The following is a 23,191-nucleotide window of genomic DNA, read 5'->3' as shown; positions in this document are numbered from 1 at the left end:
CGCCCCGGAATGACGGTCAGTGAGGCGGGCCTTGAGCGTTCCAGGCATGGCGCAGTTGCCGCACCGCGCCCCGGCTGGTAAACGCCGCGGATGGCCGAAAAACCCAAAAAACCCCAGAAACTGAAGGCGCGCCTGCCGCGCGGGCTCGAGGATCGCGACCCTGCCGCGATCCGGGCGACGCGCGAGATGGTCGAGAAGATCCGCGCCGTCTACGAGCTCTACGGCTTCGAGCCCGTGGAAACGCCGGCGATGGAATACACCGACGCGCTCGGCAAGTTCCTGCCCGACCAGGATCGTCCGAACGAGGGCGTGTTCTCGTTCCAGGACGACGACGAGCAGTGGATCAGCTTGCGCTACGATCTGACCGCGCCGCTCGCCCGCTATGTCGGCGAGCGATACGGCACTGATGGCCTGGTCCTGCCCTACCGCAGCTACCGCGTCGGCTACGTGTTCCGCAACGAAAAGCCCGGCCCCGGCCGCTTCCGCCAGTTCATGCAGTTCGACGCCGACACGGTCGGCTCGGCGACGCCGGCGGCGGATGCCGAGATCTGCATGATGGCGGCGGACACGATGGAGGCGCTCGGCATCGCGCGCGGCTCCTATGTCGTGAAGGTCAACAATCGCAAAGTCCTCGACGGCGTGCTGGAAGCCATCGGCCTTGGCGGCGACGAGAACGTAGGCCGCAGGCTGACCGTGCTGCGCGCCATCGACAAGCTCGACAAGTTTTCCGCCGACGAAGTGCGCAAACTGCTCGGCCCCGGACGATGGGACGGCGGCGAAGAGGGCAAGGGCGACTTCACGAAGGGCGCCAATCTGAGCGCGGCCGAGGCCGACGTCGTTCTCGCCATCACCAAGCCGCGCGAGGATTGGAAAGAGGCCATCGCCGCGGCGGAGACCTACCTTGCCAAAAGCGAAGTCGGTCAGGCCGGCGTGAGCGAGCTGGAAGAAATCGCCAAGCTGGTGACGGCGTCGGGCTACGGTGCGGACCGCATCAAGATCGATCCGTCCGTGGTGCGCGGCCTCGAATATTACACCGGCCCCGTCTACGAGGTTGAGCTCCTGCTCGAGACCAAGGACGAGAAGGGCCGCCCCGTGCGGTTCGGCTCGGTCGGTGGCGGCGGGCGCTACGACGGCCTCGTCTCGCGCTTCCGCGGCGAGCCGGTGCCGGCAACCGGATTCTCGATCGGCGTGTCGCGGCTGCAGGCCGCGCTGACCCTGCTCGGCAAGCTCGACACGCGGCCCGAATTTGGCCCCGTCGTCGTCACTGTGTTCGACCGCGATCGCGTCGCCGACTATCAGAAGATGGTCGCGTCGCTGCGCACCGCCGGCATCCGTGCCGAGCTCTATCTCGGCAATCCCAAGAACATGGGCAACCAGCTCAAATACGCCGACCGCCGCAACTCACCTTGCGTGATCATCCAGGGCTCGGACGAAAAGGCGCGCGGCGAGTTACAGATCAAGGATCTGATCGAAGGCGCCAAGGCCGCCGCCGCGATCGCCTCCAACCAGGAATGGCGCGAGACGCGGCCGGCGCAGTTCTCGTGCAGCGAAGCCGACCTGATCGCAAAGGTGCGCGAGGTCCTGGGCCGCCATGACGTGAGCTGGGGCTAGCTATTCGCGCATCGCCTCATGCCCGGGCTTGTCCCGGGCATCCACGTCCTGTTTGATGGCGACCGTCAATGGCCGGTGTTCGGCCGCAAGGGAGAAGACGATGCCTGAGATCACCATCAGCATGGCCGAGGGCCGCACCGACGAGCAGAAAGCCGGCATGATGCGCGACATCACGCAGGCGCTGGTGAAGAATCTCGGCGTCGACGCCGACGCCGTCGTCATCCAGATCAACGAAGCCCCGCTCCGCCACAAGATGAAGGGCGGCAAGACCTTCGTGGAGCGCGCGGCGGCTGCGAAGAAGTGACGCGTTAGCGTCATTCCGGGGCAGCCCGTCGGGGCTGAACCCGGAATCTCGATCAGCAATCTCTGGATTCCGGGTTCGCGCTTCGCGCGCCCCGGAATGACGGGCAAGCCCCATGGACGCACGCGACTTCATCAAGGTCGGCATGAGCGCCGAGCGCACGCTGGTGGTCCCGGTGGAGCGCACGGTCGGGCATTTCGTGCCTGGCATGCCGATGGTCTATGCGACGCCGATGATGATCCTGGAAATGGAGATGACGTCGGGCGATGCGATCCGCGCCGCGCTGCAGCCCGGCTGGGTCACGGTCGGTACCGAGGTCGACATCCGCCATCTCGCAGCCGCCCTTGTCGGTGCGACGGTGCGGACCACTGCGAAGGTGGTCGCCGTCGAGCGCCGGGTCATCCGCTTCGAGGTCGAGGCGTTCGAGGGCACGCGCAGGCTCGGCGAGGGCCGCCACGCGCGCGGGCTCGTCAATGTCGAGATGTTCAACAAGCGGCTGGGGGCTGGCTCGAAACCGTAGGGTGGATTAGCCCCGTGGATGCGCGAAGCGCATCCACTCGGCGTAATCCACCTCTTTAGCTTCCGCGGCGACGGAAGAGGTGGGTTACGCTGCGCTAACCCACCCTACGCATTCGCGGCACCCGCCTACTTCGCCAATTCCTTCGACCGCGTCGTCGCCGCGGCAATCGCGCGGATCATGAGATCGCGCAGGCCGGGCTCGCCCATCAGCACGCCGAGTGCTGCGGCCGTGGTGCCGCCGGGCGAGGTGACGTTCTGGCGCAGCGTGCTGGAAGGAAGATCCGACTGGTGCAGCAGCTCGCCCGAGCCTGCGACGGTTTCGCGCGCGAGCTTCGTCGCCAGCGCCTCGGGCAGTCCGGCCTCGACGCCGGCGCGCGCGAGCTCCTCGGCCAGCAGGAACACATAGGCCGGGCCCGAGCCGGACACCGCGGTGACCGCGTCCATCAGGCTTTCGTCGTCGACCCATTCGACCGAACCGGTGGCGCGCAGCAGCGCATCGGCTACCGCGCGCTGCGTGGTGCTGACATTGTTCGCCGCGACGGCCACCGTGATGCCGCGGCCGATCGCGGCCGGCGTGTTCGGCATCGCGCGCACGACGGCGCCGCCGCAGACGTCTTGCAGCGATGCGATCGTGGTTCCCGCCATGATCGAGACCACCGAGGTCTTCTCCGAGACGAACGCTTTCAGCTTCGCGCCGGCTTCGCGGAACATCTGCGGCTTCACCGCGACGACCATGGTCTCGACAAAGCCTGCCGCCTTCGCGTCGGAATTAAGCGCAACGCCTTTTGCTGCGAGCGCCGTGATCTCGGGCGAGATGAACGGATCGACCACCGCGACGCGGCGCGGGTCGAGCCCGCCGGCCAGCCATCCGGTCAGCATCGCGCCGCCCATCTTGCCGGCGCCGGCGAGGAGGATGGTGCCGGAGATGTTTTTGAGAGTGCTGTTGTCTGCCACTGTGATCACCCAAGCAAAAGGTGTCGTCCCTGCGAACGCAGGGACCCATAACCACAGGGGGTTCTAGTGGATCGAGGAGGGGGCAACAAGCCGCGTGCCACAAGCAAAATCACGCGGTATCGGGCTCGGCTCTCCGCTTCGCTTGTCCGGGATGACAGAGGAGGGAGTCGCGGCTCCCTCGCTATCCTCGGCGAGCCTTACGCCTCTCCCACCGTGTCGAACATCGCCGCGTCCATCGCCTGCGCGGTGGTCTTGCCCGCCCACACCACGAACTGGAACGCCGGAAAGTAGCGTTCGCAGGCGTGGATCGCGCCGGCGAGCATGGCTTCGCATTGCGCGGTCGAGGCGGTGAGGCCGCCCGGCAACACCAGGGCCTGGCGGTGCATGACCATGCCGGTGTTGGTCCACAGGTCGAAATGGCCGACCCACAATTGCTCGTTGACCGCGGCGACGAGCCGCTGGACCTCGCCCCGCCGGGCCTGCGGAATCTTCATGTCGAACGCGCAGGCCAGATGCAGCGCCTCGATCTCACCCATCCAGGTGAAGGAAATCTGGTAGTCGGTCCATTGTCCCTTGGAGACAATGGTAAGTTCGTCTTCGCCGGAGCGTTCGAACGGCCAGTTGTTGCTGGCAGCGATATCCTCGACCACCGCGAGCGGATGGCTTTTGGAATCGATAGCGCCTTCGAGCAGGGACATGCCGTCTCGACCTCTTGCCTTCTTGTTGTCTTTGATACGCACGTGGTTGGGTCCGGCGCGCGCTCCCTAAAATGTCGCAACCGCGATCCTCAGAGTCGCTCTTGCGAGCCCTTCGGATCAGCGCGGGCCTGTCGCGGATCAAGTGATGTGATTTGCGGAATCTGCGCAACCGGGTCCCGAGTCCGTCCACAAGCCAGGACTCGTTCGTCCACAGCTGATCTCCGCCACAATTCTTAACGAATAGAACAAACCGGAATCGGATTCGGCGGACGCGCGCCTGCCCTTATTCCGCCGCGCGAGGGCGGACCGCCTGAGGACCTCCAGGTCGGCATGGGACCATGCGGTTTTTCATGCGGAACGCGCTTGCTGCGGCCCCGAACCGGCGTCATATTTCCGGTCAGGTCGCTCAATCCCGAGCGGCCGATGTTCTCAGGGCGGGGTGAAAGTCCCCACCGGCGGTAAGGGTCGAAAGGCCTAAGCCCGCGAGCGCCTTCCCTAAGGGTTTTCCTGAAAAGGATTTTCGCCGAAGGGAAGGGTCAGCAGATTCGGTGCAACTCCGAAGCCGACGGTTAAAGTCCGGATGAAAGAGAACGGTCGGTGGCAGACGCATCGCAAGATGCGGCTGTTTGTCGTTCCGTGTGCCCTGATTCTGGTCCTTTGAAGGAAAGCCATGAATCAGATGTTGCAAGATCCCCAAGTCCAAACTTCAAAAGCCGAAACTTCCCAGACACCGCCGCCGGTTCCGCAGGATCCGGCGCCCGAGCATCCGCGCTTCGCGAAGCCGCAGCGGGTGGCCTTCGTGCAGGCCTGCTGGCACCATGACGTGGTCGAGGAGGCCCGCATCGCCTTCGTGAAGGAGGCGGCAGCGCGTCACCTCAATCATGTCGACGTGTTCGAGGTGCCGGGCTCGTTCGAGATCCCGCTGCATGCGCAGATCCTCGCCAAGACGCGGCGCTACACCGCGATCGTCGCGGCCGGCCTCGTCGTCGATGGCGGCATCTATCGCCATGAGTTCGTCGCCGACACCGTGATCAAGGCGCTGATGGACGTGCAGCTGCGTACCGAAGTGCCGGTGTTCTCCGCCGTGCTGACGCCGCAGCAATTCCACGAGACCGAGGTGCATTACGACTTCTTCCGCAGGCATTTTGCGATCAAGGGCGTCGAGGTCGCGGCAGCCTGCGCGGAGACATTGCTAGGCCTGGAGCGCCTGCGCGGCCAGGTCGCGGCGGGTATCGTGTAGCGGCACCGTCGCACGCCGCTGATTGTCAATCCCGCCGCCGTCCCTATAAAGTCGGCGGCGGGAGGAGGCCGTGCCGTGGAGACGGGCGGCCGGCAAGATCATGTTCGAAGGACACGATCCCTATCTCGTTGCGCTCTCTGTGGCGATCGCGAGCCTGGGTGGCTATACCGGCTTTGCACTTGCGGCTCGCATCCGCAACACGCCCGGCGTCAATAACCGCGTATTGCTCGCGGGTGCGGCAGCATTTCTGGCCGTCGGCATCTGGACCATGCATTTCGTCGGCATGCTGGCCGCGCCGCTGCCACCGGACACGGTTTATCTGGTCCTTCCCACCATCATCTCCTTCCTGATCTGCGCGCTGGTGGTTGGCATCTCCCTGTTCTTCGTGTCGATCGGTGAACCGTCATTGAAGCGGGTGGCATCGTCGGCCGTTTTGCTCGGCGTCGGCATCGCCAGCATGCATTATGTCGGGATCCATGGCCTCGCCGGCCCCTTTGGCATCGCACACGACCGGACGATGGTGCTGTTGTCGGTCCTGGTCGCAATCGTTACCGCCTACGGCGGCTTGCGCGCCTTCCTGGCGCAGCAGGAAGGTTTTCGCCTGATCGTGAGCTCGATCGCCTTCGGCGTCGCGGTCTCCGGCATGCATTATACGGCGATGCTCGGCATGCATTTCGAGCCGCTGACGGGGGAGGGGCATCACCATCTCGGCGGCAGTCTTGCCGCGTCGCAGCAAATTTTATCAATCGTCGTTGCCGTGCTGTGCTTTGTGATCGCCGCCGGCTTTCTGTTGTCGCTGGTGCCGGATCCGCGTCGGCAGGTGACTGCTGCGATGGTGGTCGATCCGATCTCGCCGCCCGTCGCGCCGGAGCCGATTGCTCAGGCGGCCGCTTCGCCGCGGCCGATGCCTGCGCCGCTTGGCGGCCTTGGCCAGCCGCCCCGCGCGCCGGCGCCACGCCTGCCGGTCGAAAGCGCTGACGGCACGCATTTCATCGACACGGCCAATGTGCGCAGCGTTCGGGCGGATGCGCATTACACCCGGGTCCATGACGGCACCCGCGAACGGATGTGCCCGTGGTCGATCTCGGAAGCGGAGGCGCAGCTCGATCCCTCGTTGTTCCTCCGGGTGCACCGCAGCCACATCGTCGCGATCTCCCATATCGCACTCGTTCGCAAGGAAGGCGACGGCGCCGTGCTCGAGCTCGACGGGCCATTGCCGCACCGGGTGCCGGTGAGCCGGGCCAAGATCGCCGAGGTGAAGGCGAGGCTCGGGTTGGCGAACAGGCGGCACGCGTAAAATCATAGAAACGAGCTCTGTCACTCCCTCTCCCCGCAAGCGGAGAGAGGTGAAGAACAGCGCCATACGTCGCCGACCCTGACGCAATTCGTGCGTTCTGGGCCGCAACTCGTGCGAAATCCGCTGTTTTGTGCCCGAACGATTGCGGCCAGCCCCACTCGGAGAGACCGTCCCGTCGACGTCCGCGCCAAGGACGATGCCAAGGACGATTGTGGGAGGAGACGATGATCCCGGGCTCATTCAGCTATCACCGGCCGGCGAGCATTGCCGATGCCGTCAAACTCTTGACCGATCTCGGGGAGGATGCGCGGCCATTGGCCGGCGGGCACAGCCTGGTGCCGATGATGAAGCTTCGGCTCGCGACCCCTGCCCACCTGATCGACCTGCACGGCATTGCCGCCCTGAAGGGCATCCGCCGCGACGGCGACAATCTCGTCATCGGCGCGATGACCACCCAGCATGACCTGCTGGCCTCCGACGAGATTGCCAAATCCGCGCCGATCCTGCACGAGACGGCGCTGCTGATCGCCGACCCGCAGGTGCGCTACCGCGGCACGATCGGCGGCAACGTCGCCAATGGCGATCCCGGCAATGACATGCCGGCGCTGATGATGACGCTGGGCGCGACCTATCGCCTCGAAGGACCCGGCGGTGCTCGCGATGTGCCGGCCTCCGATTTCTACCAGGGTGCCTATTTCACCGCGCTCGAACCTGGCGAAATCCTCACCTCCATCACATTCCCCGTGCCTGCCGCGGGTCACGGCTACGCCTACGAAAAACTCAAGCGCAAGGTCGGCGACTACGCAACCGCAGCTGCTGCCGTTGTGCTGACCATGACGGGCGGCAGGGTCGCGACCTGCGTCATCGGGCTCACCAACGTCCACGAGACGCCCTTGCTCGCCACCGATGCCGCCAAGGCGGTGATCGGCACCAGCCTCGATCCCGCCACGTTGAAAAAGGCGGCCGCTGCGGCCGAAGCGATCATGGCACCGGCCGCGGATGCCCGCGGGCCGGTCGAATACCGCAAGCATGTCGGCGGCATCATGGTGACGCGCGCGCTCCAGCGCGCCGCTGCCGTCGCGAAATAAGGGGAGGAGATCGATGGCAAAAACGCATGTGACCATGAAGGTGAACGGTGCCGAGGTCGAAGGCCTCGTCGAGCCGCGCACACTGCTGGTGCACTTCATCCGCGAAAACCTGCAGATGACCGGCACCCATATCGGCTGCGAGACCACCCATTGCGGCGCCTGCACCGTCGACATCGACGGCATGTCGGTGAAATCCTGCACGATGTTCGCGGTGCAGGCCGATGGCTCCGACATCATCACCATCGAGGGCATGGCCAATGCCGACGGCACGTTGTCGGCGCTGCAGGAAGGCTTCCGCATGATGCACGGCCTGCAATGCGGCTTCTGTACGCCCGGCATGATTGTCCGCGCGCATCGCCTCCTGAAGGAAAATCCTTCGCCGAGCGAGTCAGAAATCCGCATGGGCATCTCCGGCAACATCTGCCGCTGCACCGGCTACCAGAACATCGTCAAGGCAATCCAATACGCCGCCGCCAAGATCAACGGCGTGGAATTCCAGGAGGCTGCGGAATGAATGACCTCACTCCCACGCGGGAACAACGCAGCGCCGCGCTCGAAGGCATGGGCTGCAAACGCAAGCGCGTCGAAGACATCCGCTTCACGCAAGGCAGGGGCAATTATGTCGACGACGTCAAGTTGCCGGGCATGCTGCATGGCGACTTCGTCCGCTCGCCGCATCCGCATGCACGGGTCAAGAAGATCGACGACAGCGAGGCGTTGAAAGTGCCCGGCGTGCTCGCGGTCATCACCGCCGAGACGCTCAAGACCGTCAACCTCGCCTGGATGCCGACGCTTGCCGGCGACGTGCAGATGGTCTTGGCCGACGGCAAGGTGCTGTTCCAGAACCAGGAAGTGGCCTTCGTGGTCGCGACCGACCGTTATGCCGCCGACGACGGCATCAACAAGGTCGTGGTCGAATACGAGCCGTTGCCGCCGCTGGTCGATCCCTTCAAGGCGATGGATGCCGACGCTCCGGTGCTGCGCGAGGACCTCGTTGGCAAGACAACCGGCGCGCACGGGCCGCGCAAGCACAACAACCACATTTTTGAGTGGACCGTCGGCGACAGAGAGATGACTGACGCCGCCTTCAAGAAGGCGGAGGTGTCGATCAAGGAGATGATCTCCTATCACCGCACCCATCCGTCGCCGCTCGAGACCTGCCAGTGCGTCTGTTCGTTCGATAAGATCAAGGGCGAGCTGACGATCTACGGCACGTTCCAGGCCCCGCATGTGATCCGCACCGTGGTGTCGCTGATCGCGAAATTGCCAGAGCAGAAGATCCACGTCATTGCGCCCGATATCGGCGGCGGCTTCGGCAACAAGGTCGGCGCCTATCCCGGCTATATCTGTGCGGCCGTGGCTTCCATCGTCACCGGCAAGCCGGTGAAATGGGTCGAGGACCGCATCGAGAACCTGACCGCGACCTCGTTCGCGCGCGACTATCACATGACGACGGAGATCGCGGCGACGAAGGAGGGCAAGGTTACAGGCCTGCGCGTCCACGTGCTCGCCGATCACGGCGCGTTCGACGCCTGCGCCGACCCGTCGAAATGGCCGGCGGGCTTCTTCAATATCGTCACCGGCTCCTATGACTTCCCGACCGCGCATCTGGCTGTCGATGGCGTCTACACCAACAAGGCGCCCGGTGGCGTGGCCTACCGTTGCTCATTCCGCGTCACCGAGGCGGCCTACTGCATCGAGCGCGCGATGGACATCCTGGCGCAGAAACTCAACATGGATCCGGCAGAACTGCGGCTGAAGAACTTCATCAAGCCGGAGCAGTTCCCGTATCACTCGGCCCTCGGCTGGGAATACGATTCCGGCGACTACCATACCGCGATGCGCAAGATGATGGAGACGACGGGTTACGCCGCGCTCCGGAAAGAACAGCAGGAGAAGCGCGCCGCGTTCGCGCGCGGCGAGACCCGCGAAATCATGGGGCTCGGTGTCTCCTTCTTCACCGAGATCGTCGGCGCAGGCCCGTCGAAGAACTGCGACATCCTCGGCATCGCCATGTTCGACTCCTGCGAGATCCGCATGCACCCGACCGGGGCCGGCATCGCGCGCATGGGCACCAAGAGCCAGGGCCAGGGGCACGAGACCACCTGGGCCCAGATCATCGCAACCGAGATCGGCATTCCCGCCGACAACATCATGGTGGAGGAGGGCAACACCGACACCGCACCTTACGGTCTCGGCACCTATGGTTCGCGCTCGACGCCGGTCGCGGGTGCCGCGATCGCCATGGCCGCACGAAAAATCAAGGCCAAGGCGCAGATGATTGCGGCCTACAAGCTCGAGGTCCACGAGGACGATCTCGAATTCGACATCGACGGCTTCCGGGTGAAGGGCCTGCCGGAAAAATTCATGTCGATGAAGGATATCTGCTGGGCCGCGTACAATTCCGTGCCCCCGGGCATGGAGCCGGGGCTGGAGGCGGTGAGCTATTACGATCCGCCCAACATGACCTATCCGTTCGGCGCCTATCTCTGCGTGATGGACATCGACGTCGAGACCGGCGTGTACAAGGTCCGGCGCTTCTATGCGCTGGACGATTGCGGCACCCGGATCAATCCGATGATCATCGAAGGGCAGGTGCATGGCGGCCTGACCGAAGCGTTTGCGATCGCGATGGGCCAGGAGATCCGTTACGACGAGGTCGGTAACGTCGTCACCGGCTCGTTCATGGATTTCTTCATGCCAACCGCGGTCGAGACGCCGCATTGGGAAACCGACTTCACCGTCACCCCGTCGCCGCATCATCCGATCGGCGCCAAGGGTGTCGGCGAGAGCCCGAATGTCGGCGGCGTGCCGGCCTTCTCCAACGCCGTCAACGATGCGTTCTCGTTCCTGGGCGCGACGCACATCCAGATGCCTCACGACTTCTGGCGCAACTGGAAGGCGGCGAAGGAGCTGGGGGCGGTGGCGTAGCGAGTTGTTCGTCATTCCGGGGCGGTCCGCAGGACCGAACCTGGAATCTCGAGGTTCCGGGTTCGATGCTCCGCATCGCCCCGGAACGACGGAGGCTGTATGAAAAACCGTGACGAAATCGCGCAAGCACTGGCCGCATCGGGCTATATCGCCGATGCGGACCTGGCGACCGCGATCTCGCTGATGCAATTGTTACGGCGTCCGCTGCTCCTGGAGGGCGAGGCGGGCGTCGGCAAGACGGAAGTGGCGAAGGCGCTTGCAAAAGTGCACACGACCGAGCTGATCCGCCTGCAATGCTACGAAGGTCTCGACCAGTCGTCCGCGCTCTACGAGTGGAACTACCAGCGGCAGTTGCTGGCGATCCAGGCGCATCGCGGAGCCGACAGCATCGAGGACCAGGTGTTCTCGGAAAAGTACCTGTTGGAGCGTCCTCTGCTCGCCGCGATCCGGCGTGCGCAGGCGCCGGTGCTGCTGATCGACGAGATCGACCGCGCCGACGACGAGTTCGAGGCGTTCCTGCTGGAACTGTTGTCCGACTTCCAGATCTCGATTCCCGAGCTCGGCACCATTTCTGCGGTCACCATCCCGCATGTCGTGCTGACCTCGAACGGCACGCGCGAACTCTCCGATGCGCTGCGCCGCCGCTGCCTCTATCACTACGTCGATTATCCCGATGTCGATCGCGAGGCCCGCATCATCCTGGCGCGGATCGCCGGTGCGAGCCCGTCGCTGTCGCTTCAGATCGCGCGCATGGTCGAAGGCGTGCGCAAGGAGGAGCTGAGAAAAGTTCCGGGCGTCGCGGAAACGCTGGACTGGGCCGCCGCACTGGTCGGCCTCGATATCCGCGATCTCCACGACGCGCCCGAGACCGTGCATGAGACGCTGGTCTGCCTATTGAAGACCCATGAGGACCGGGCGCGCGTCACGGGCGAGGTGACACAGCGTCTGCTGGGGAGGGTCGCATGAGTTGCTGTGGCTCCAGCCCCGGATACGATGATCTCAACGAGGTCTCCCGCCTCGTCTCCGCGAGGCTCGCCGCCTTCCTCCGTACCCTGCGCGATGCCGGCTTCCGCGTTGGACTCGCCGAGGGGCAGGATGCCGCAACGTTGATGTCCGCTGGTTATGCTGCGCGACCCGGCCTGTTGCGCGCGGCGTTCAAGCAACTGTTCTCGGCACGCAAGTCCGATTGGGACAAGTTCGACGGGTTGTTCGATGCGTTCTGGCTGGGCAAGCGCGCTCGGTCGCGCTCCCGCGCCACCGGCTCGGTGCCCGGCGCCAGCAATCCCTCGCTGAAGAGCTTGCAGGACAGGGCCGCAGAGCAGGGTGGTGGCCAATCCGTCGCCGACCAGCTTCCGTCATCGGATGACGTGCCGGAAGGCCGCTCAGGAGAGGGCCGCATGGAAGGCGCCTCACGCGCGGACAACCTCGCCGAGGTCGATTTCAGGAAACTCAGTGATCCCGATCAGGTCGCGCAAGCCCATGAAGCCGCCGCAGAGCTCGCAAGGGTGATGCGCACGAGGCTCACGCGGCGCGATCTCGCGCGCCGACGTGGCTACCGGCTGGACCTCAGGCGCACCATCCACCGCAACATCAGCCATGGCGGCGTGCCGATCAGCCTGGTGAAACGGCAGCGCAAGGACAAGCCGTTGCGGCTCGTCGTTCTCCTCGACGCGTCAGGCTCGATGAGCATGTACACCTCGGTGTTCCTGCGCTTCATCCACGGTGTGCTCGACCAGTTCCGCGAGGCCGAGGCGTTTTTGTTCCACACCCGGCTGGCCTACGTCTCCGATGCGATGAAAGAGAAGGACGCCGGCCGCGCGCTCGACCGTCTCTCGATCATGGCGCAGGGCGCGGGCGGCGGCACCAGGATCGGCGAGAGCCTGCAAACCTTCAACCGCTGGCACGCCGCACGCGTGATCCATTCGCGCAGCTGCGTGATGATCGTGTCCGACGGCTACGAGACAGGTGATGCCGCCTTGCTGGGCCGGGAAATGGCGGCGCTGGCGCGGCGCTGCCGCCGCATCGTCTGGCTCAATCCGATGATGGCGTGGGAGGGCTATTCGCCCGAAGCCAGAGGCATCAAGGCGGCACTGCCGCATGTCGATCTCTACGCGCCCGCCAATTCGCTGCAAAGCCTGCGCGCGCTCGAACCTTATCTGGCGAAGCTTTGAGGAGGCTTCCGATGACCGCTCATGTCGAAGTGCTGGATGTCGTCGCGCAGATGAAAGCCGCCGAGCGCGCCTTCGTGCTCGCGACGGTGGTGCGCACTGTCTCGGTCACCGCGGCCAAGGCTGGCGCGAAGGCGATCATCGCCGCCGACGGCACCATCCTCGCCGGCTGGATCGGCGGAGGCTGCGCCAAAGGCGCGGTGCTGAAGGCGGCGCGCGAGGCGCTCGCCGATGGCGAGCCACGCATGGTTTCGGTGCAGCCGGAAAACCTGCTTGCCGAACTCGGGGTGAGTGCGGGCGATAACCGCGACGGCATCCGCTTTGCCAGCAACATGTGCCCGAGCAAGGGCACGATGGATATTTTCGTCGAGCCGGTGCTGCCGCATCCCTCGCTGGTCATTCTCGGCGCCAGCCCGGTGGCGCTGTCGCTGGCCGCGCAAGCGCGCACGCTCGGCTATCACGTCACGCTGGCCGCACCCGCTGCCGATCTCACGTCGCCGCCGGACGCCGACACGATTGTCGACGGCTATCTGCTCGGCGAGCTGAACGAGGCAAAGCGCTTCGTCGTGGTCTCGACGCAGGGCAAGGGCGACGAAGCCGCCTTGCGCGCAGCGGTCGCGACCAGGGCCTGTTATCACGCCTTCGTCGGCAGCCGCCGCAAGATGGCCTCGCTGCGCGCCAAGCTCATTGCGGAAGGCGCCACCGCCGCCGTCATCGACGACGTCAAGGCGCCCGCGGGGCTCGATCTCGGCGCCATCACACCGGAGGAGATCGCAATGTCGATCCTCGCCGAGATCACGCAGGAGCGACGGCGCGGGCAGCGCGCCGCCAATCAGGCAGCAAGCAGAGAGTGAGATCCAATCATGCAGATGAATGACAGCCAGCGTATCCCCGCGTCAATTGGGCAGGTATGGGCGGCGCTGAATGATCCCGATGTGCTGAAGCAGTGCATCCCCGGCTGTCAGTCGCTCGAAGTCACCGGTCCAAACGAGATGACCGCGACCGTGATCTTCAAGGTCGGCCCGGTGAAGGCGACGTTCGGCGGCAAGGTGACGCTGTCCGATCTCGACCCGCCCAACTTCTATCGCATCTCGGGCGAGGGCTCCGGCGGCGTCGCGGGCTTTGCCAAGGGCGGCGCACTGGTGCGGCTTGAATCGGAAGGTGCTGACGTGACCGTACTGCATTACGAGGTCGACGCGCAGATCGGCGGCAAGCTCGCCCAGTTAGGTGCGCGGCTGATCAACTCGACCGCGACCAAACTGGCCGGCGAGTTCTTCAAATCGTTTGCAGACGTGGTGGGCGCGAAGGCGGAGGCGGGCTAGCTGCCGTAGGGTGGGCACGGCGTTGCGCCCTTCCCACCGACGAATGCATCCGTGTGGCAGTCAGACTTCGTTTCGCTCCGGCTTGAGCAGCCGGTAATGCAGCCGCGCATAATTGCCGAGCCATCTGACGGCGGCGTTGAGTCCGAGCGCCAATAGCGCACCGAAGCCCGCCCCCGTGGTCACCAGCGCGACGCCTGCGAGCCCACGCAAGATCAGATTGACGACGTGTCCGTCGCCAAAATGCTTGTAGACGCTGATCAGCAACCCGATGCCGACGATCCCCAGCACGCACATCACGAAGGCAACCACGAGCAGGATGAGCAGAACGGCAAGCAGCAGCGGCAGCAGCAGGACGATGTCGACCACGGCGAGGCCACTGAGCGCGAACAGCGCGGCCGTGGAGTTGCGGAAGGAGTGATGATTCTCCCACCGGCGCAATCCCGTCTCGGCGCGCAGCTCGCGCGCAAGTCGTCTGGGATCGCCGAGCGCGGAGGCAACCTCCTGCTCCGTTCGCCCTGAAGTGCGAGCCTCCTCGAAATGGGCGGCATAGTCGGACAGAATGTCGTCGATCTCGGCCGCGGGCAGCCCCGTGAGCCCATCGGCGAGGATGTGCAGGAAACCGTCGCGAGTCATCTGGCGTCTCCGAGGAGGCGGTCGACTGCATCGGTAAAGCTACGCCATTCGCGCTTCTGCGCGGTGAAGGCGGCGCGGCCGGCGGCCGTCAGGCGGTAATATTTGCGCGGCGGGCCGCTGCTGGATTCCTCCAGGCGAGTGTCGACCAGCCCGTCATCCTGCATGCGCCGCATCAGCGGATAAATCGTTCCTTCACCCATGCCGACGCCGGCCGACAGCGTGCTCGCGATCTCATAGGCATAGCTCTCGCCGCGCGCGAGCAGAGCGAGCACGCAGAGCTCCAGCGCGCCCTTCTTGAGCTGAACCTGATTCGTCGAGTCGGCCATTTCCTCCTTGACTACACTGCTTTCGAGGAGGCTTATATAGCAAGGTACTATGTATTGCAAGGTACCTGTGAATACCCGATTCCGGAGGAAATGACCCATGGCCTATCTCAACCGTCGTCATCTGCTGGCCGGCTTTTGCGCGAGCGCGGCTCTCCCATGGACCATGCCTGCCGTTGCTGCGTCGGCCGATGTCGCCGCACGTTTCACCGGGCTCCAGCAGGCCGGAAAGTTGCCCGGTCTGCATGCGTTCCTGGTGAGCCAGGGAGGCAAGCTGGTGTTCGAGCATTACGGGGAGGGCGAAGACCAGGGCTGGGACCGGCTGCTCGGCCACGTCGTGTTCGGTCCTGATGTGCTGCACGATCTGCGCTCGGTCTCGAAGAGCATTGTCGGTCTCGCCTATGGGGTTGCGCTTGCTGAAGGCAAGGTGCCGCCGCCGGACGCGAAGCTCTATGCGCAATTCCCTGAATATGCCGATCTCGCTGCGCAGCCCGGCCGCGACAAGCTCACGATCCATCATGTGCTGTCGATGACGCTCGGCTTCGAATGGGACGAGCTCACCATTCCCTATGGCGATCCGCGTAACAGCGAGATGGCGATGGAAGCCGCGCCGGATCGTTACCGCTTCATCCTCGAGCGCCCGATCGCCGGCGAGCCCGGCGTGAAATGGACCTATTGCGGCGGCGCCACTGCGCTGCTCGGCCGCCTCATCGCCAGGGGTACCGGCGAAGCCCTGCCGGCCTATTGCCGCCGCGTGCTGTTCGATTCCCTGGGCTTCGGTCCGTCCGGCTGGAGCGTTGGCCGTGACGGTGAACCTCGCGCGGCGTCAGGCGCGCGTCTCCTGCCACGCGATCTCGTGAAGATCGGACAGCTCATGCTGGCGAATGGCGCTTGGAATGGAAAGTCCATCGTTCCGGCCGACTGGGTGAAGCGCGTGACCACGCCTGTTGTCCAGACCCGGGTTGGTCGCAATTACGGCTATCAATGGTACATGGGCGATTTCGCCACTGCGCAACCGCTGCATTGGTTCTGCGGCATCGGTTGGGGCGGCCAATATCTGTACGTGATTCCGGCGCGTGATCTCACCTTCGTGATCCACTGCGGAAATTATGGGCGATCGGGGCAGGAGCAGGCCGCCGTATTGATCGCGCTCTTGCAGGACGTCGTGTTGCCGAGCTTTGGCTGAATTCGGTCTCAACCCAGCGACACGCCCGCCTTGGCCCGGCTGATCCCGAGCATCAGGATACGCTGCAGGAGATCCGGGTATTTGAGCCCGGCATGCTGGGCCGCCGTGGCGAATTCCTGGCTCTTGGCGATCTCGGGATTGGGATTGGCTTCGATGAAATACGGCGTGCCGTCGGCAGTGAGGCGAAAATCGATGCGCGCATAGCCGTCGAGGCCAAGTGCCTGGTAGATGCGTTTCGCGGCCCGCTGGATGCGCGCAGTGACTTCGGGCGCGAGATCCTTCGCCGGCCCGTCGACGATGCCGACCTTCTCCTGATAGTCGGTGTCGTGCTTGGCCTTTTCGGTCGCGATGTGGCGTGACCTGCGACCGCCCATGCTGCCGAACTTCAATTCCCACACCGGCAGCACGCGCAGCCTGTTGTTGCCGAGCACGCCGACATAGAGCTCCCGTCCCTCGATGAATTGCTCGGCGATGGCGGCGGTCTCGCTGCGTTCGTGGATGAAGGCGACGCGCTCCGCGAGCTTTTCGTCGGCATCGACGATGGAGGCCTGGGAAATGCCGGCAGATCCATCCATGTTGAGGCTCTTGACGATCAGCGGCAGCGCAAGATGCTTCGGCCGCTTGACCTTGCGTCGCATCGGGAAAACGGCGAAGGCCGGCACTGCGATGCGGCGGTGATGCACCAGCGTCTTCGACAGATCCTTGCCGCGCGCGAGGATCAGGCCGCGCGGATTGCATCCGGTGTAAGGCACCTTCATCAGCTCGAGGTAGCTGGCGATGTGCTGGTCGTAGGCGACGTTGTTGTGGAATTCCTCCAGCAGCGTGAAGACCACGTGCGGCTTGAACTCCTCGATCGCTTCGCGGACCGGCCTGATCTCCTCCTGCGCGCCGAGCGGGCGGACCTCATGGCCGGCCGCGCGCAAGGTGCTGACGACGTCGTACTCCGTTTTCCAGTTGTTGATCTCCTGCGGTGTGTAGCCGTCGGAGGAGTCCGGAGGCAGGAAGTCCGGATGCATCAGCACGAGAATGCGGAGTCGTCTCATAGCGCGATCCATTTGCGCCGAGACGGGCCAAACAGCGCGTGCATCGTCTTGGCGGTCACGAGGACGGTGAAATCGAGAACGAGCTTATGTTCGGGGCCGACGGCACGCAGATCGAGCTCGCGGCAGCGGGAGATCATGTCGTCGAGCACCGCATCGAGCGTGAGCTGGTTTTCGCCGGTCCATCGCGCGACCAGCTGCCTGATCTGGGCGCGGTGGCGCCGGATCAGGGCCGCGGCCGGCCTTGACCGGTGATGCCGTGGATCGGCCGAAAACAGCCGGGAGAGGTCGCGGTCGTAAGTTTTCGGTGGCGTGAACGCGTAGAATTCCTGCTTCTTCTTGTAATGGTCTTCAAGCGTCTGGCTGAGCCTGCTCAGTGGATCGACACGCTCTCGCGTCGTGATTAGCGGTCGCTCTCCCGCGATCTCACCCATGAGCTCGTCGACATATTCGAGTTTCTTCAGCGCGGGCCATCCGGCGTATCGCGTGCGCCAGTTTGAACGCGGCCGCAGCCACACCGCAAATGTCTCGGCAAAGTCTTCGTCAGGATGGCTCTGTGCGTACCAGAGCCGGAGGTGCTGGACGTAGCGCCTGCTCGCCGGATTGGGCCGGTAGTAGCGCGGGTAATGTTTCGACGACGGCCCGAACAATTGTTGCCAGCGCCGGCGCCGCTGCAACTGAAAGCCGTGCTGAATGGCATGGCCCGCCTCGTGACGAAGGATGGCCATGCACTCGCGCCAAGTTCCGCCCTCGACGTCGAACATCATCTTCTTCTCGAGCTTCATCAGGCGGGGATGGGCGAGATAGAAGGGGATGGCGATGCCGGGCACGTCTCCCGGACTGAACCACTCGCTCGAAATCCATGTATGCGGCCGCAGCCGGATGCCTCGCTCTTCCATCTCCTCGTGAAGCGTCGCGACGCAGTCCTCAAGCCAGGTGCCTTCGACCGTAACCTTCAGGCTGGAGAGACGTTGCTTGAGCAACGCATCATCTGACAGCTTTTCCCAAGCAAATTTCCGGCGTGGCATCGGGTATCCAGAGGGCAGAGATGACTCGGAATCCGAAGGATGTCATGGGCGGGAGCCCGCAACAACCCGGTGGGGCTGCGAGGCGTGCTGCAGCGCGTCAGAGCGCGCGATGGCGGGTGGGTAAAGCGCCAGCGTGCCCACCGTCTTCTTATAAAAAAGAAAGGTGGGCACGGCGCTTTGCGCCTTTGCCCACCCTACGAGACCTTCCGGATCGGAAAACTAGTCGAACAGGCTCGACACCGACTCTTCCGCCGCGGTGCGCGCGATGGCGTCGGAGATCAGGCTGGCGATCGGAAGCGTGCGGATGTTCGGCGCCTTGGTCACCGCATCCGTCGGCAGGATCGAGTCGGTGATGACGAGCTCTTTCAGCTTCGAACCCGCGATGCGGGCGGCCGCGCCGCCGGAGAGCACGCCGTGGGTGATGTAGGCGTAGACGTCCTTAGCGCCCTTGGCGATCAGCGCGTCGGCCGCGTTCACCAGCGTGCCGCCGGAGTCCACGATATCGTCGATCAGGATGCAGGTGTAGCCGGCGACGTCGCCGATCACGTTCATGACCTCGGATTCGCCGGCCCGTTCGCGGCGCTTGTCGACGATCGCGAGCGGCGTGTTGATGCGCTTGGCAAGGCCACGTGCGCGCGCCACGCCGCCGACGTCAGGCGAGATCACCATCGTCTTGGAGAGGTCGAACTTGTCCTTGATGTCGCGCACCATCAGCGGCGCCGCGTAGAGATTGTCGGTCGGGATGTCGAAGAAGCCCTGGATCTGGCCAGCATGCAGGTCGAGCGTCATGACGCGGTCGACGCCGGCCTGCGTGATCAGGTTGGCGACGAGCTTGGCCGAGATCGGCGTGCGCGAACCCGATTTGCGGTCCTGCCGGGCGTAGCCGAAATAGGGCAGCACCGCGGTGATGCGGCGCGCCGAGGAACGGCGCAGCGCGTCGGTGATGATCAGCAATTCCATCAGATGGTCGTTGGCGGGGAACGAGGTCGACTGGATGACGAAGGCATCCGAGCCGCGGACGTTCTCCTGGATCTCGACGAAGATCTCCATGTCGGCGAAGCGCCGTACCACCGCCTTGGTCAGCGGCAGGTCGAGGCCTTGCGCAATGGCCTGCGCGAGAGCCGGATTTGAGTTGCCGGCGACTAGCTTGATGGAGCCGTTCTTGGCCGACATAGACGCTTCCTCCCGCGCTTTGCTGGATACGACGTTCAACATCAGAAAATACCCACTGGAAGCACGGTTACGACGGGCGAGGAAATATCAGGCCGGAGGCCGCAATGGCAACCCGGGATGCTACGTTTTCCCTTCGAAAATCCTGAGTCGGGCCAACGGCTTGGCCGCGAGTCCTGGAATTCTGGGGCCGTGGTTTAGCGGGGGTTATCGCTCGGCATAGCCGAGCGCCGTGGCTGGCATCTCGGCCGCCGGAGCCTCCGGGATCACGCTGGCAACCGCCGGTCCCCGCAAGCCGGGAACAGTGCCCGGCGTGTCCGGCGTTCCGTTGATCATGTTGGAAAGTCCACTGAATCCGGCCTGGGCGATCTTCCGCAACACGAGGTCGTCGGCGGCCGACCAGGGATCGCGGCCGCCCTTGGCGGCGGTCAGTTCCTCGCCGGAGAGGCGCAATGCCCGCTGCTGGTTGGCGTCGTAGACGTCCCAGACCCAGGCGATCACGGTCTTGCCGCGCACGACCTGGGCGGAGAGGTAGCTGCGCACGCGGTAGGCGGCGGTCCCCTCGCGGGAGACCACGGACAGGCTGCGCAGCTTGGATTCGCTGTCGAGCACGCCGACCATGCGGTCGAACACCTGCGGCGGCGGCCCGTCGATCGATTCAAAGGCCACCGTCGCCCCGGAGCCGGCACTCGGCGCCATCGCATAGGAGTTGGCGGCACCACCGCCGCCGGCGCAGCCGCCAAGCGCGGTCGCGGCCGCCAGCAGCATGACCGCCAGCAGGCACGAGCCCGCGCGGCGCAAGATGGATGACGCTTCCCTCATTATGGAGGGCAGCGATATCGTTAAAATGCATTAACGTCTAGGGCGGGGGCGCCACAGGCCACTGTCATCGCGTCCGGGCGTCGCCCCGGAATGAGACGACGTTGCCCGTGTGTTCACGCTTCGAGCGCGATTGCGTGAATGTGGCGGCCGTAATCCGGCTCCTTGCGATGCACCGAGCGGCGATAGCTGAAGAAGCGCTCGTCGGCGTAGGTGTCCAGACCGAGATCGTCGATCATCAGGATGCCCGCGGCTTCCAGACGCTTCCGGATGAAACCGGCGAGGTCGAACATCGCGTGTCCTTCGCGCACCGACGGAATGAAGAACACGGCGTTGTCCGCGTCCGTCTCGATGAAACGCGCCACGAACTCGTTGCCGACCTCGTAGCTGTCCTGGCGGATCAAGGGGCCGATCGCGGCGATGATGCCGCTGCGCGTGGCGCCGAGCTTCTCCATCGCCAGAATCGTGGACTCCAGCACGCCCGAGAGCGCGCCTTTCCAGCCGGCATGTGCGCCGCCGATCACGCGCGCGTTGGGGTCGACGAACAGCACCGGTCCGCAATCGGCGGTGGAGACGCCGAGCGCGATGCCGGGCGTTTTGGTGACGAGCGCATCGCCCTTCGGCCGCGGCCCGCTCGGCCACGGCGCCTCGGCGACGCGCACGTCCGGCGAATGGATCTGGTGCAGGCTGAGGAAACGTTCCGGGGCGACGCCGACATGCTCGGCCATGCGGCGGCGGTTCTCCGCGACGAGGGTCTGATCGTCATTGGAGCCGAGCCCGCCGTTCAGCGCGGAATAGATTCCGTTGGAGACGCCGCCCTCGCGGGTGAAGAAGGCATGGCGCAGGCCGGGCACGGCCGACAGCAGTGACGAAGCAAGCGTCATGAGGGGTCTCCGGCCCGTTCGAGATCGCTGAGGCCGGCAAGGCCTGACAGCCGCGGCTCGGAGATGCCGAGCACCTTGAACATCGATCCCATGCCGCTGCGTCCCGTATCCGTCAGGCGTTTGAGTGCGACCGAAATGTCGGTGGCAATCTCCGGCGTCGCCTTCTGCATCAGGGCGGCCGCGCGGGTGTCGATGCCGACACGCTTGAGGAAATCACCCTGCGTCACCGGGCCGTGCACGCGCGCGCCGACATCTTCCGCTGCACGCGCGAGTGCCTGGAAGTCGACATGAGCGGTGACGTCGGCCTGGCCCGGCGCCTTCAGGGGATCGGTGAAGCTGTGGCGCGCGATCGCCTGGAAGGTGTCGCCGGCATCGCTGCGCAGATGGCCGTAATCGATGATCAGCGCCGCGCCGTCCTGGTCGCGCACGCGCGTCGCGAGCTTCATGATCTCGCCGTCGGGCCGCCATTCGAACACGGCGCCGACGGGCGCGGCGCGCACCAAGGGCGGCAGCAGCACGTCGAAGCGCGGCGTCGGCTCGGCGGCCGCGCCGAACTGAAGCTTGCCGTTGGGATCGATCTCGATCACGCGCTCGTGCCAGCCGTTCTCGCGCTTCACCATCTGGTGGATCGGCAGCACGTCGAAATATTCGTTGGCGAGGATGATGCTCGGACCTTCCGGCACGTCGTCGATGCTGTCGTGCCAGGCGATGTTGCGCACGGCCGACAGCGTCGCACTCTGCCGGTCGCGCAGCACCGGGTTGACCTCGACCATGTGGATCTGAAGCGCCTGGTACAGCGGCGGCAGCACGCGCAGTGCGCGCAGCGCATCGGCCATCATGGTGCCGCGGCCCGGGCCGAGCTCGATCAGCCGCAGGAATTGCGGCGAGCCCATCTGCTTCCATACCGAGGCGGTCCACAGGCCCAGCAGCTCGCCGAACATCTGGCTGACTTCGGGCGCGGTGGTGAAGTCGCCTTCACGCCCGAGCGGATCGCGCGAAATGTAATAGCCATAGCGCGGATGCATCAGGCACAGTTCCATGTACCGCCAGACCGGCATCGGGCCTGAGGATTTGATCAGCGCCTTGATCTCGTTGAGTAGCGTCGCGTCGGTCACAGCCTGTCTTCTCGAAAGGATTAACTGATAGCCCCGGCGGGCTTCGGCGCACCGCGCCGCACAGCCAATACAATAAGTATGAGGCCGACAAGAAGCATCGGGATCGACAACCACATGCCCATGGTTAACCCGCCCCAGAGGTAGCCGAGCTGGACGTCCGGCTCGCGGAAATGCTCGCCGATGATCCGGGTCAGGCCGTAGATCAGGATGAAGCTGCCGAGGATGAGGCCCGGCCGCTTCAAGGCGCCGAGGCGGATCATCACGGCGAGCACGGCGAACAGCAGGAGGCCCTCCATGCCCGCTTCATAGAGCTGGCTCGGATGGCGCGGCACGTCACCGCCGGTCGGAAACACCATGGCCCAGGGCAGGCTGGGGTCGGCGGCGCGGCCCCATAATTCGCCATTGATGAAATTGGTCAGCCGCACCAGGAAAATCCCGATCGGCGCAACGCCGCAGGTGATGTCGCCGAGCGACAGGATCGAGATGCCGTTCTTCCGGGCGAACCCCATCACCGCCACGACGCAGCCGAGGAAGCCGCCGTGGAACGACATGCCGCCTTCCCACAGTTTGAAGATGGCGGCCGGGTGCTCGATGAAGAAGGGCAAATTGTAGAACAGCACGTAGCCGGTGCGGCCACCGACGATGATGCCGAGCGTGACCCACAAGATGAAATCGTCGATCTGCACCAGGCTGATCGGCGACCTTCCGGCCCACAGCCTGTCGTTCTTGATCAGGGCGCGCGCATAGAGCCAGCCGAACGTGATCCCGCAGATGTAGCCGAGCGCATACCAGCGGATCGCGAACGGACCGATCTCGAATGCGATCGGCTTGAAGGCGGGAAAGTCGATGAGCAGAAAGGGCATC

General features: G+C 64.8%; 24 protein-coding genes and 1 riboswitch. Of the genes, 13 read left to right on the top strand and 11 right to left on the bottom strand.

All coding sequences use genetic code 11. From position 1 onward, the window contains the following. Window positions 1-90: 90 nt before the first annotated feature. The 3 genes from hisS to NLM15_RS39060 all read left to right on the top strand — a co-directional run bounded on the left by hisS (window position 91) and on the right by NLM15_RS39060 (window position 2,432). The gene (hisS, locus tag NLM15_RS39070; protein WP_254123276.1) at window positions 91-1,611 is read left to right on the top strand and encodes a histidine--tRNA ligase; all 1,521 of its coding nucleotides are present in this window, start codon (window positions 91-93) and stop codon (window positions 1,609-1,611) included. Between the two features lie 55 nt (window positions 1,612-1,666). Further along, window positions 1,667-1,915, top strand: coding sequence for a tautomerase family protein (locus NLM15_RS39065; RefSeq protein ID WP_256565552.1), 249 nt, complete (start codon window positions 1,667-1,669; stop codon window positions 1,913-1,915). Window positions 1,916-2,027: 112 nt separating this feature from the next. Beyond that, window positions 2,028-2,432 carry a thioesterase family protein gene (locus NLM15_RS39060; protein WP_254123275.1) on the top strand — a complete coding sequence of 135 codons (405 nt, stop codon included), beginning with the start codon at window positions 2,028-2,030 and terminating at the stop codon, window positions 2,430-2,432. Window positions 2,433-2,557: 125 nt separating this feature from the next. On the opposite strand, the gene proC is transcribed toward NLM15_RS39060, so the two are convergent. Then, a complete protein-coding gene (proC, locus tag NLM15_RS39055) occupies window positions 2,558-3,385 on the bottom strand; it encodes a pyrroline-5-carboxylate reductase (RefSeq protein ID WP_254123274.1) in 828 nt (275 codons plus the stop codon). A 197-nt stretch (window positions 3,386-3,582) separates the two neighbouring features. Further along, the gene (locus tag NLM15_RS39050; RefSeq protein ID WP_254123273.1) at window positions 3,583-4,083 is read right to left on the bottom strand and encodes a YbjN domain-containing protein; all 501 of its coding nucleotides are present in this window, start codon (window positions 4,081-4,083) and stop codon (window positions 3,583-3,585) included. A gap of 421 nt (window positions 4,084-4,504) precedes the next feature. After that, window positions 4,505-4,679, top strand: a riboswitch (FMN riboswitch). Window positions 4,680-4,753: 74 nt separating this feature from the next. Here NLM15_RS39050 and NLM15_RS39045 point away from each other — a divergent pair. The 9 genes from NLM15_RS39045 to NLM15_RS39005 all read left to right on the top strand — a co-directional run bounded on the left by NLM15_RS39045 (window position 4,754) and on the right by NLM15_RS39005 (window position 14,129). After that, complete coding sequence (locus tag NLM15_RS39045; protein ID WP_254123272.1) at window positions 4,754-5,323, top strand: 6,7-dimethyl-8-ribityllumazine synthase; 570 nt, start codon at window positions 4,754-4,756, stop codon at window positions 5,321-5,323. 100 nt (window positions 5,324-5,423) lie between these two features. Next, window positions 5,424-6,620, top strand: a complete 1,197-nt coding sequence (locus NLM15_RS39040; RefSeq protein WP_254124649.1) for an MHYT domain-containing protein — start codon at window positions 5,424-5,426, stop codon at window positions 6,618-6,620. 224 nt (window positions 6,621-6,844) lie between these two features. After that, entirely contained in the window at window positions 6,845-7,708 is an 864-nt protein-coding gene (locus tag NLM15_RS39035) for a xanthine dehydrogenase family protein subunit M (protein ID WP_254123271.1), read from the top strand. 13 nt (window positions 7,709-7,721) lie between these two features. Continuing rightward, window positions 7,722-8,222 (top strand): (2Fe-2S)-binding protein, encoded by a 501-nt coding sequence (locus tag NLM15_RS39030; RefSeq protein WP_254123270.1) that lies wholly within the window; start codon window positions 7,722-7,724, stop codon window positions 8,220-8,222. Beyond that, window positions 8,219-10,639, top strand: a complete 2,421-nt coding sequence (locus NLM15_RS39025) for an aerobic carbon-monoxide dehydrogenase large subunit (protein WP_254123269.1) — start codon at window positions 8,219-8,221, stop codon at window positions 10,637-10,639. The genes NLM15_RS39030 and NLM15_RS39025 overlap by 4 nt, the downstream gene beginning before the upstream one ends. 99 nt (window positions 10,640-10,738) lie before the next feature. Continuing rightward, complete coding sequence (locus NLM15_RS39020; protein ID WP_254123268.1) at window positions 10,739-11,605, top strand: MoxR family ATPase; 867 nt, start codon at window positions 10,739-10,741, stop codon at window positions 11,603-11,605. Then, entirely contained in the window at window positions 11,602-12,810 is a 1,209-nt protein-coding gene (locus tag NLM15_RS39015; RefSeq protein ID WP_254123267.1) for a VWA domain-containing protein, read from the top strand. The genes NLM15_RS39020 and NLM15_RS39015 overlap by 4 nt, the downstream gene beginning before the upstream one ends. Before the next feature lie 11 nt (window positions 12,811-12,821). Then, entirely contained in the window at window positions 12,822-13,661 is an 840-nt protein-coding gene (locus tag NLM15_RS39010; protein ID WP_254123266.1) for an XdhC family protein, read from the top strand. Window positions 13,662-13,670: 9 nt separating this feature from the next. Continuing rightward, on the top strand, window positions 13,671-14,129 hold the full coding sequence (locus tag NLM15_RS39005) for a carbon monoxide dehydrogenase subunit G (protein WP_254123265.1): 459 nt from the start codon (window positions 13,671-13,673) through the stop codon (window positions 14,127-14,129). A 60-nt stretch (window positions 14,130-14,189) separates the two neighbouring features. Here the strand turns inward: NLM15_RS39005 and NLM15_RS39000 are convergent, their stop codons facing one another. Both NLM15_RS39000 and NLM15_RS38995 read right to left on the bottom strand, forming a co-directional pair. Next, a complete protein-coding gene (locus tag NLM15_RS39000) occupies window positions 14,190-14,762 on the bottom strand; it encodes a DUF1700 domain-containing protein (RefSeq protein ID WP_254123264.1) in 573 nt (190 codons plus the stop codon). Then, entirely contained in the window at window positions 14,759-15,088 is a 330-nt protein-coding gene (locus NLM15_RS38995) for a PadR family transcriptional regulator (RefSeq protein ID WP_254123263.1), read from the bottom strand. The genes NLM15_RS39000 and NLM15_RS38995 overlap by 4 nt, the downstream gene beginning before the upstream one ends. A gap of 97 nt (window positions 15,089-15,185) precedes the next feature. On the opposite strand from NLM15_RS38995, the gene NLM15_RS38990 reads away from it, so the two are divergent. After that, window positions 15,186-16,271, top strand: a complete 1,086-nt coding sequence (locus NLM15_RS38990) for a serine hydrolase (RefSeq protein ID WP_254123262.1) — start codon at window positions 15,186-15,188, stop codon at window positions 16,269-16,271. Window positions 16,272-16,279: 8 nt separating this feature from the next. On the opposite strand, the gene NLM15_RS38985 is transcribed toward NLM15_RS38990, so the two are convergent. The 7 genes from NLM15_RS38985 to lgt all read right to left on the bottom strand — a co-directional run bounded on the left by NLM15_RS38985 (window position 16,280) and on the right by lgt (window position 23,190). After that, window positions 16,280-17,314 (bottom strand): ATP-grasp domain-containing protein, encoded by a 1,035-nt coding sequence (locus tag NLM15_RS38985; RefSeq protein ID WP_254123261.1) that lies wholly within the window; start codon window positions 17,312-17,314, stop codon window positions 16,280-16,282. Continuing rightward, entirely contained in the window at window positions 17,311-18,339 is a 1,029-nt protein-coding gene (locus NLM15_RS38980) for a putative zinc-binding metallopeptidase (RefSeq protein WP_254123260.1), read from the bottom strand. The genes NLM15_RS38985 and NLM15_RS38980 overlap by 4 nt, the downstream gene beginning before the upstream one ends. Window positions 18,340-18,558: 219 nt before the next feature. Further along, window positions 18,559-19,512 carry a ribose-phosphate pyrophosphokinase gene (locus NLM15_RS38975; protein WP_014492003.1) on the bottom strand — a complete coding sequence of 318 codons (954 nt, stop codon included), beginning with the start codon at window positions 19,510-19,512 and terminating at the stop codon, window positions 18,559-18,561. Window positions 19,513-19,716: 204 nt separating this feature from the next. Further along, the gene (locus tag NLM15_RS38970) at window positions 19,717-20,331 is read right to left on the bottom strand and encodes a hypothetical protein (protein WP_254123259.1); all 615 of its coding nucleotides are present in this window, start codon (window positions 20,329-20,331) and stop codon (window positions 19,717-19,719) included. A 113-nt stretch (window positions 20,332-20,444) separates the two neighbouring features. Then, window positions 20,445-21,212, bottom strand: coding sequence for a peptidoglycan editing factor PgeF (gene pgeF, locus NLM15_RS38965; protein WP_254123258.1), 768 nt, complete (start codon window positions 21,210-21,212; stop codon window positions 20,445-20,447). Then, on the bottom strand, window positions 21,209-22,327 hold the full coding sequence (locus NLM15_RS38960) for an SAM-dependent methyltransferase (protein WP_254123257.1): 1,119 nt from the start codon (window positions 22,325-22,327) through the stop codon (window positions 21,209-21,211). The genes pgeF and NLM15_RS38960 overlap by 4 nt, the downstream gene beginning before the upstream one ends. Window positions 22,328-22,347: 20 nt before the next feature. Then, window positions 22,348-23,190: a prolipoprotein diacylglyceryl transferase gene (gene lgt / locus NLM15_RS38955; RefSeq protein ID WP_254123256.1), complete on the bottom strand. Its 843-nt coding sequence runs from the start codon at window positions 23,188-23,190 to the stop codon at window positions 22,348-22,350. Window position 23,191: the final 1 nt, after the last annotated feature.

Origin of the sequence: Bradyrhizobium sp. CCGB20 (genome assembly GCF_024199855.1) — a bacterium.
In the GTDB taxonomy this organism is placed as follows: domain Bacteria; phylum Pseudomonadota; class Alphaproteobacteria; order Rhizobiales; family Xanthobacteraceae; genus Bradyrhizobium.
This window is presented reverse-complemented; position numbering and strand designations above follow the sequence as displayed.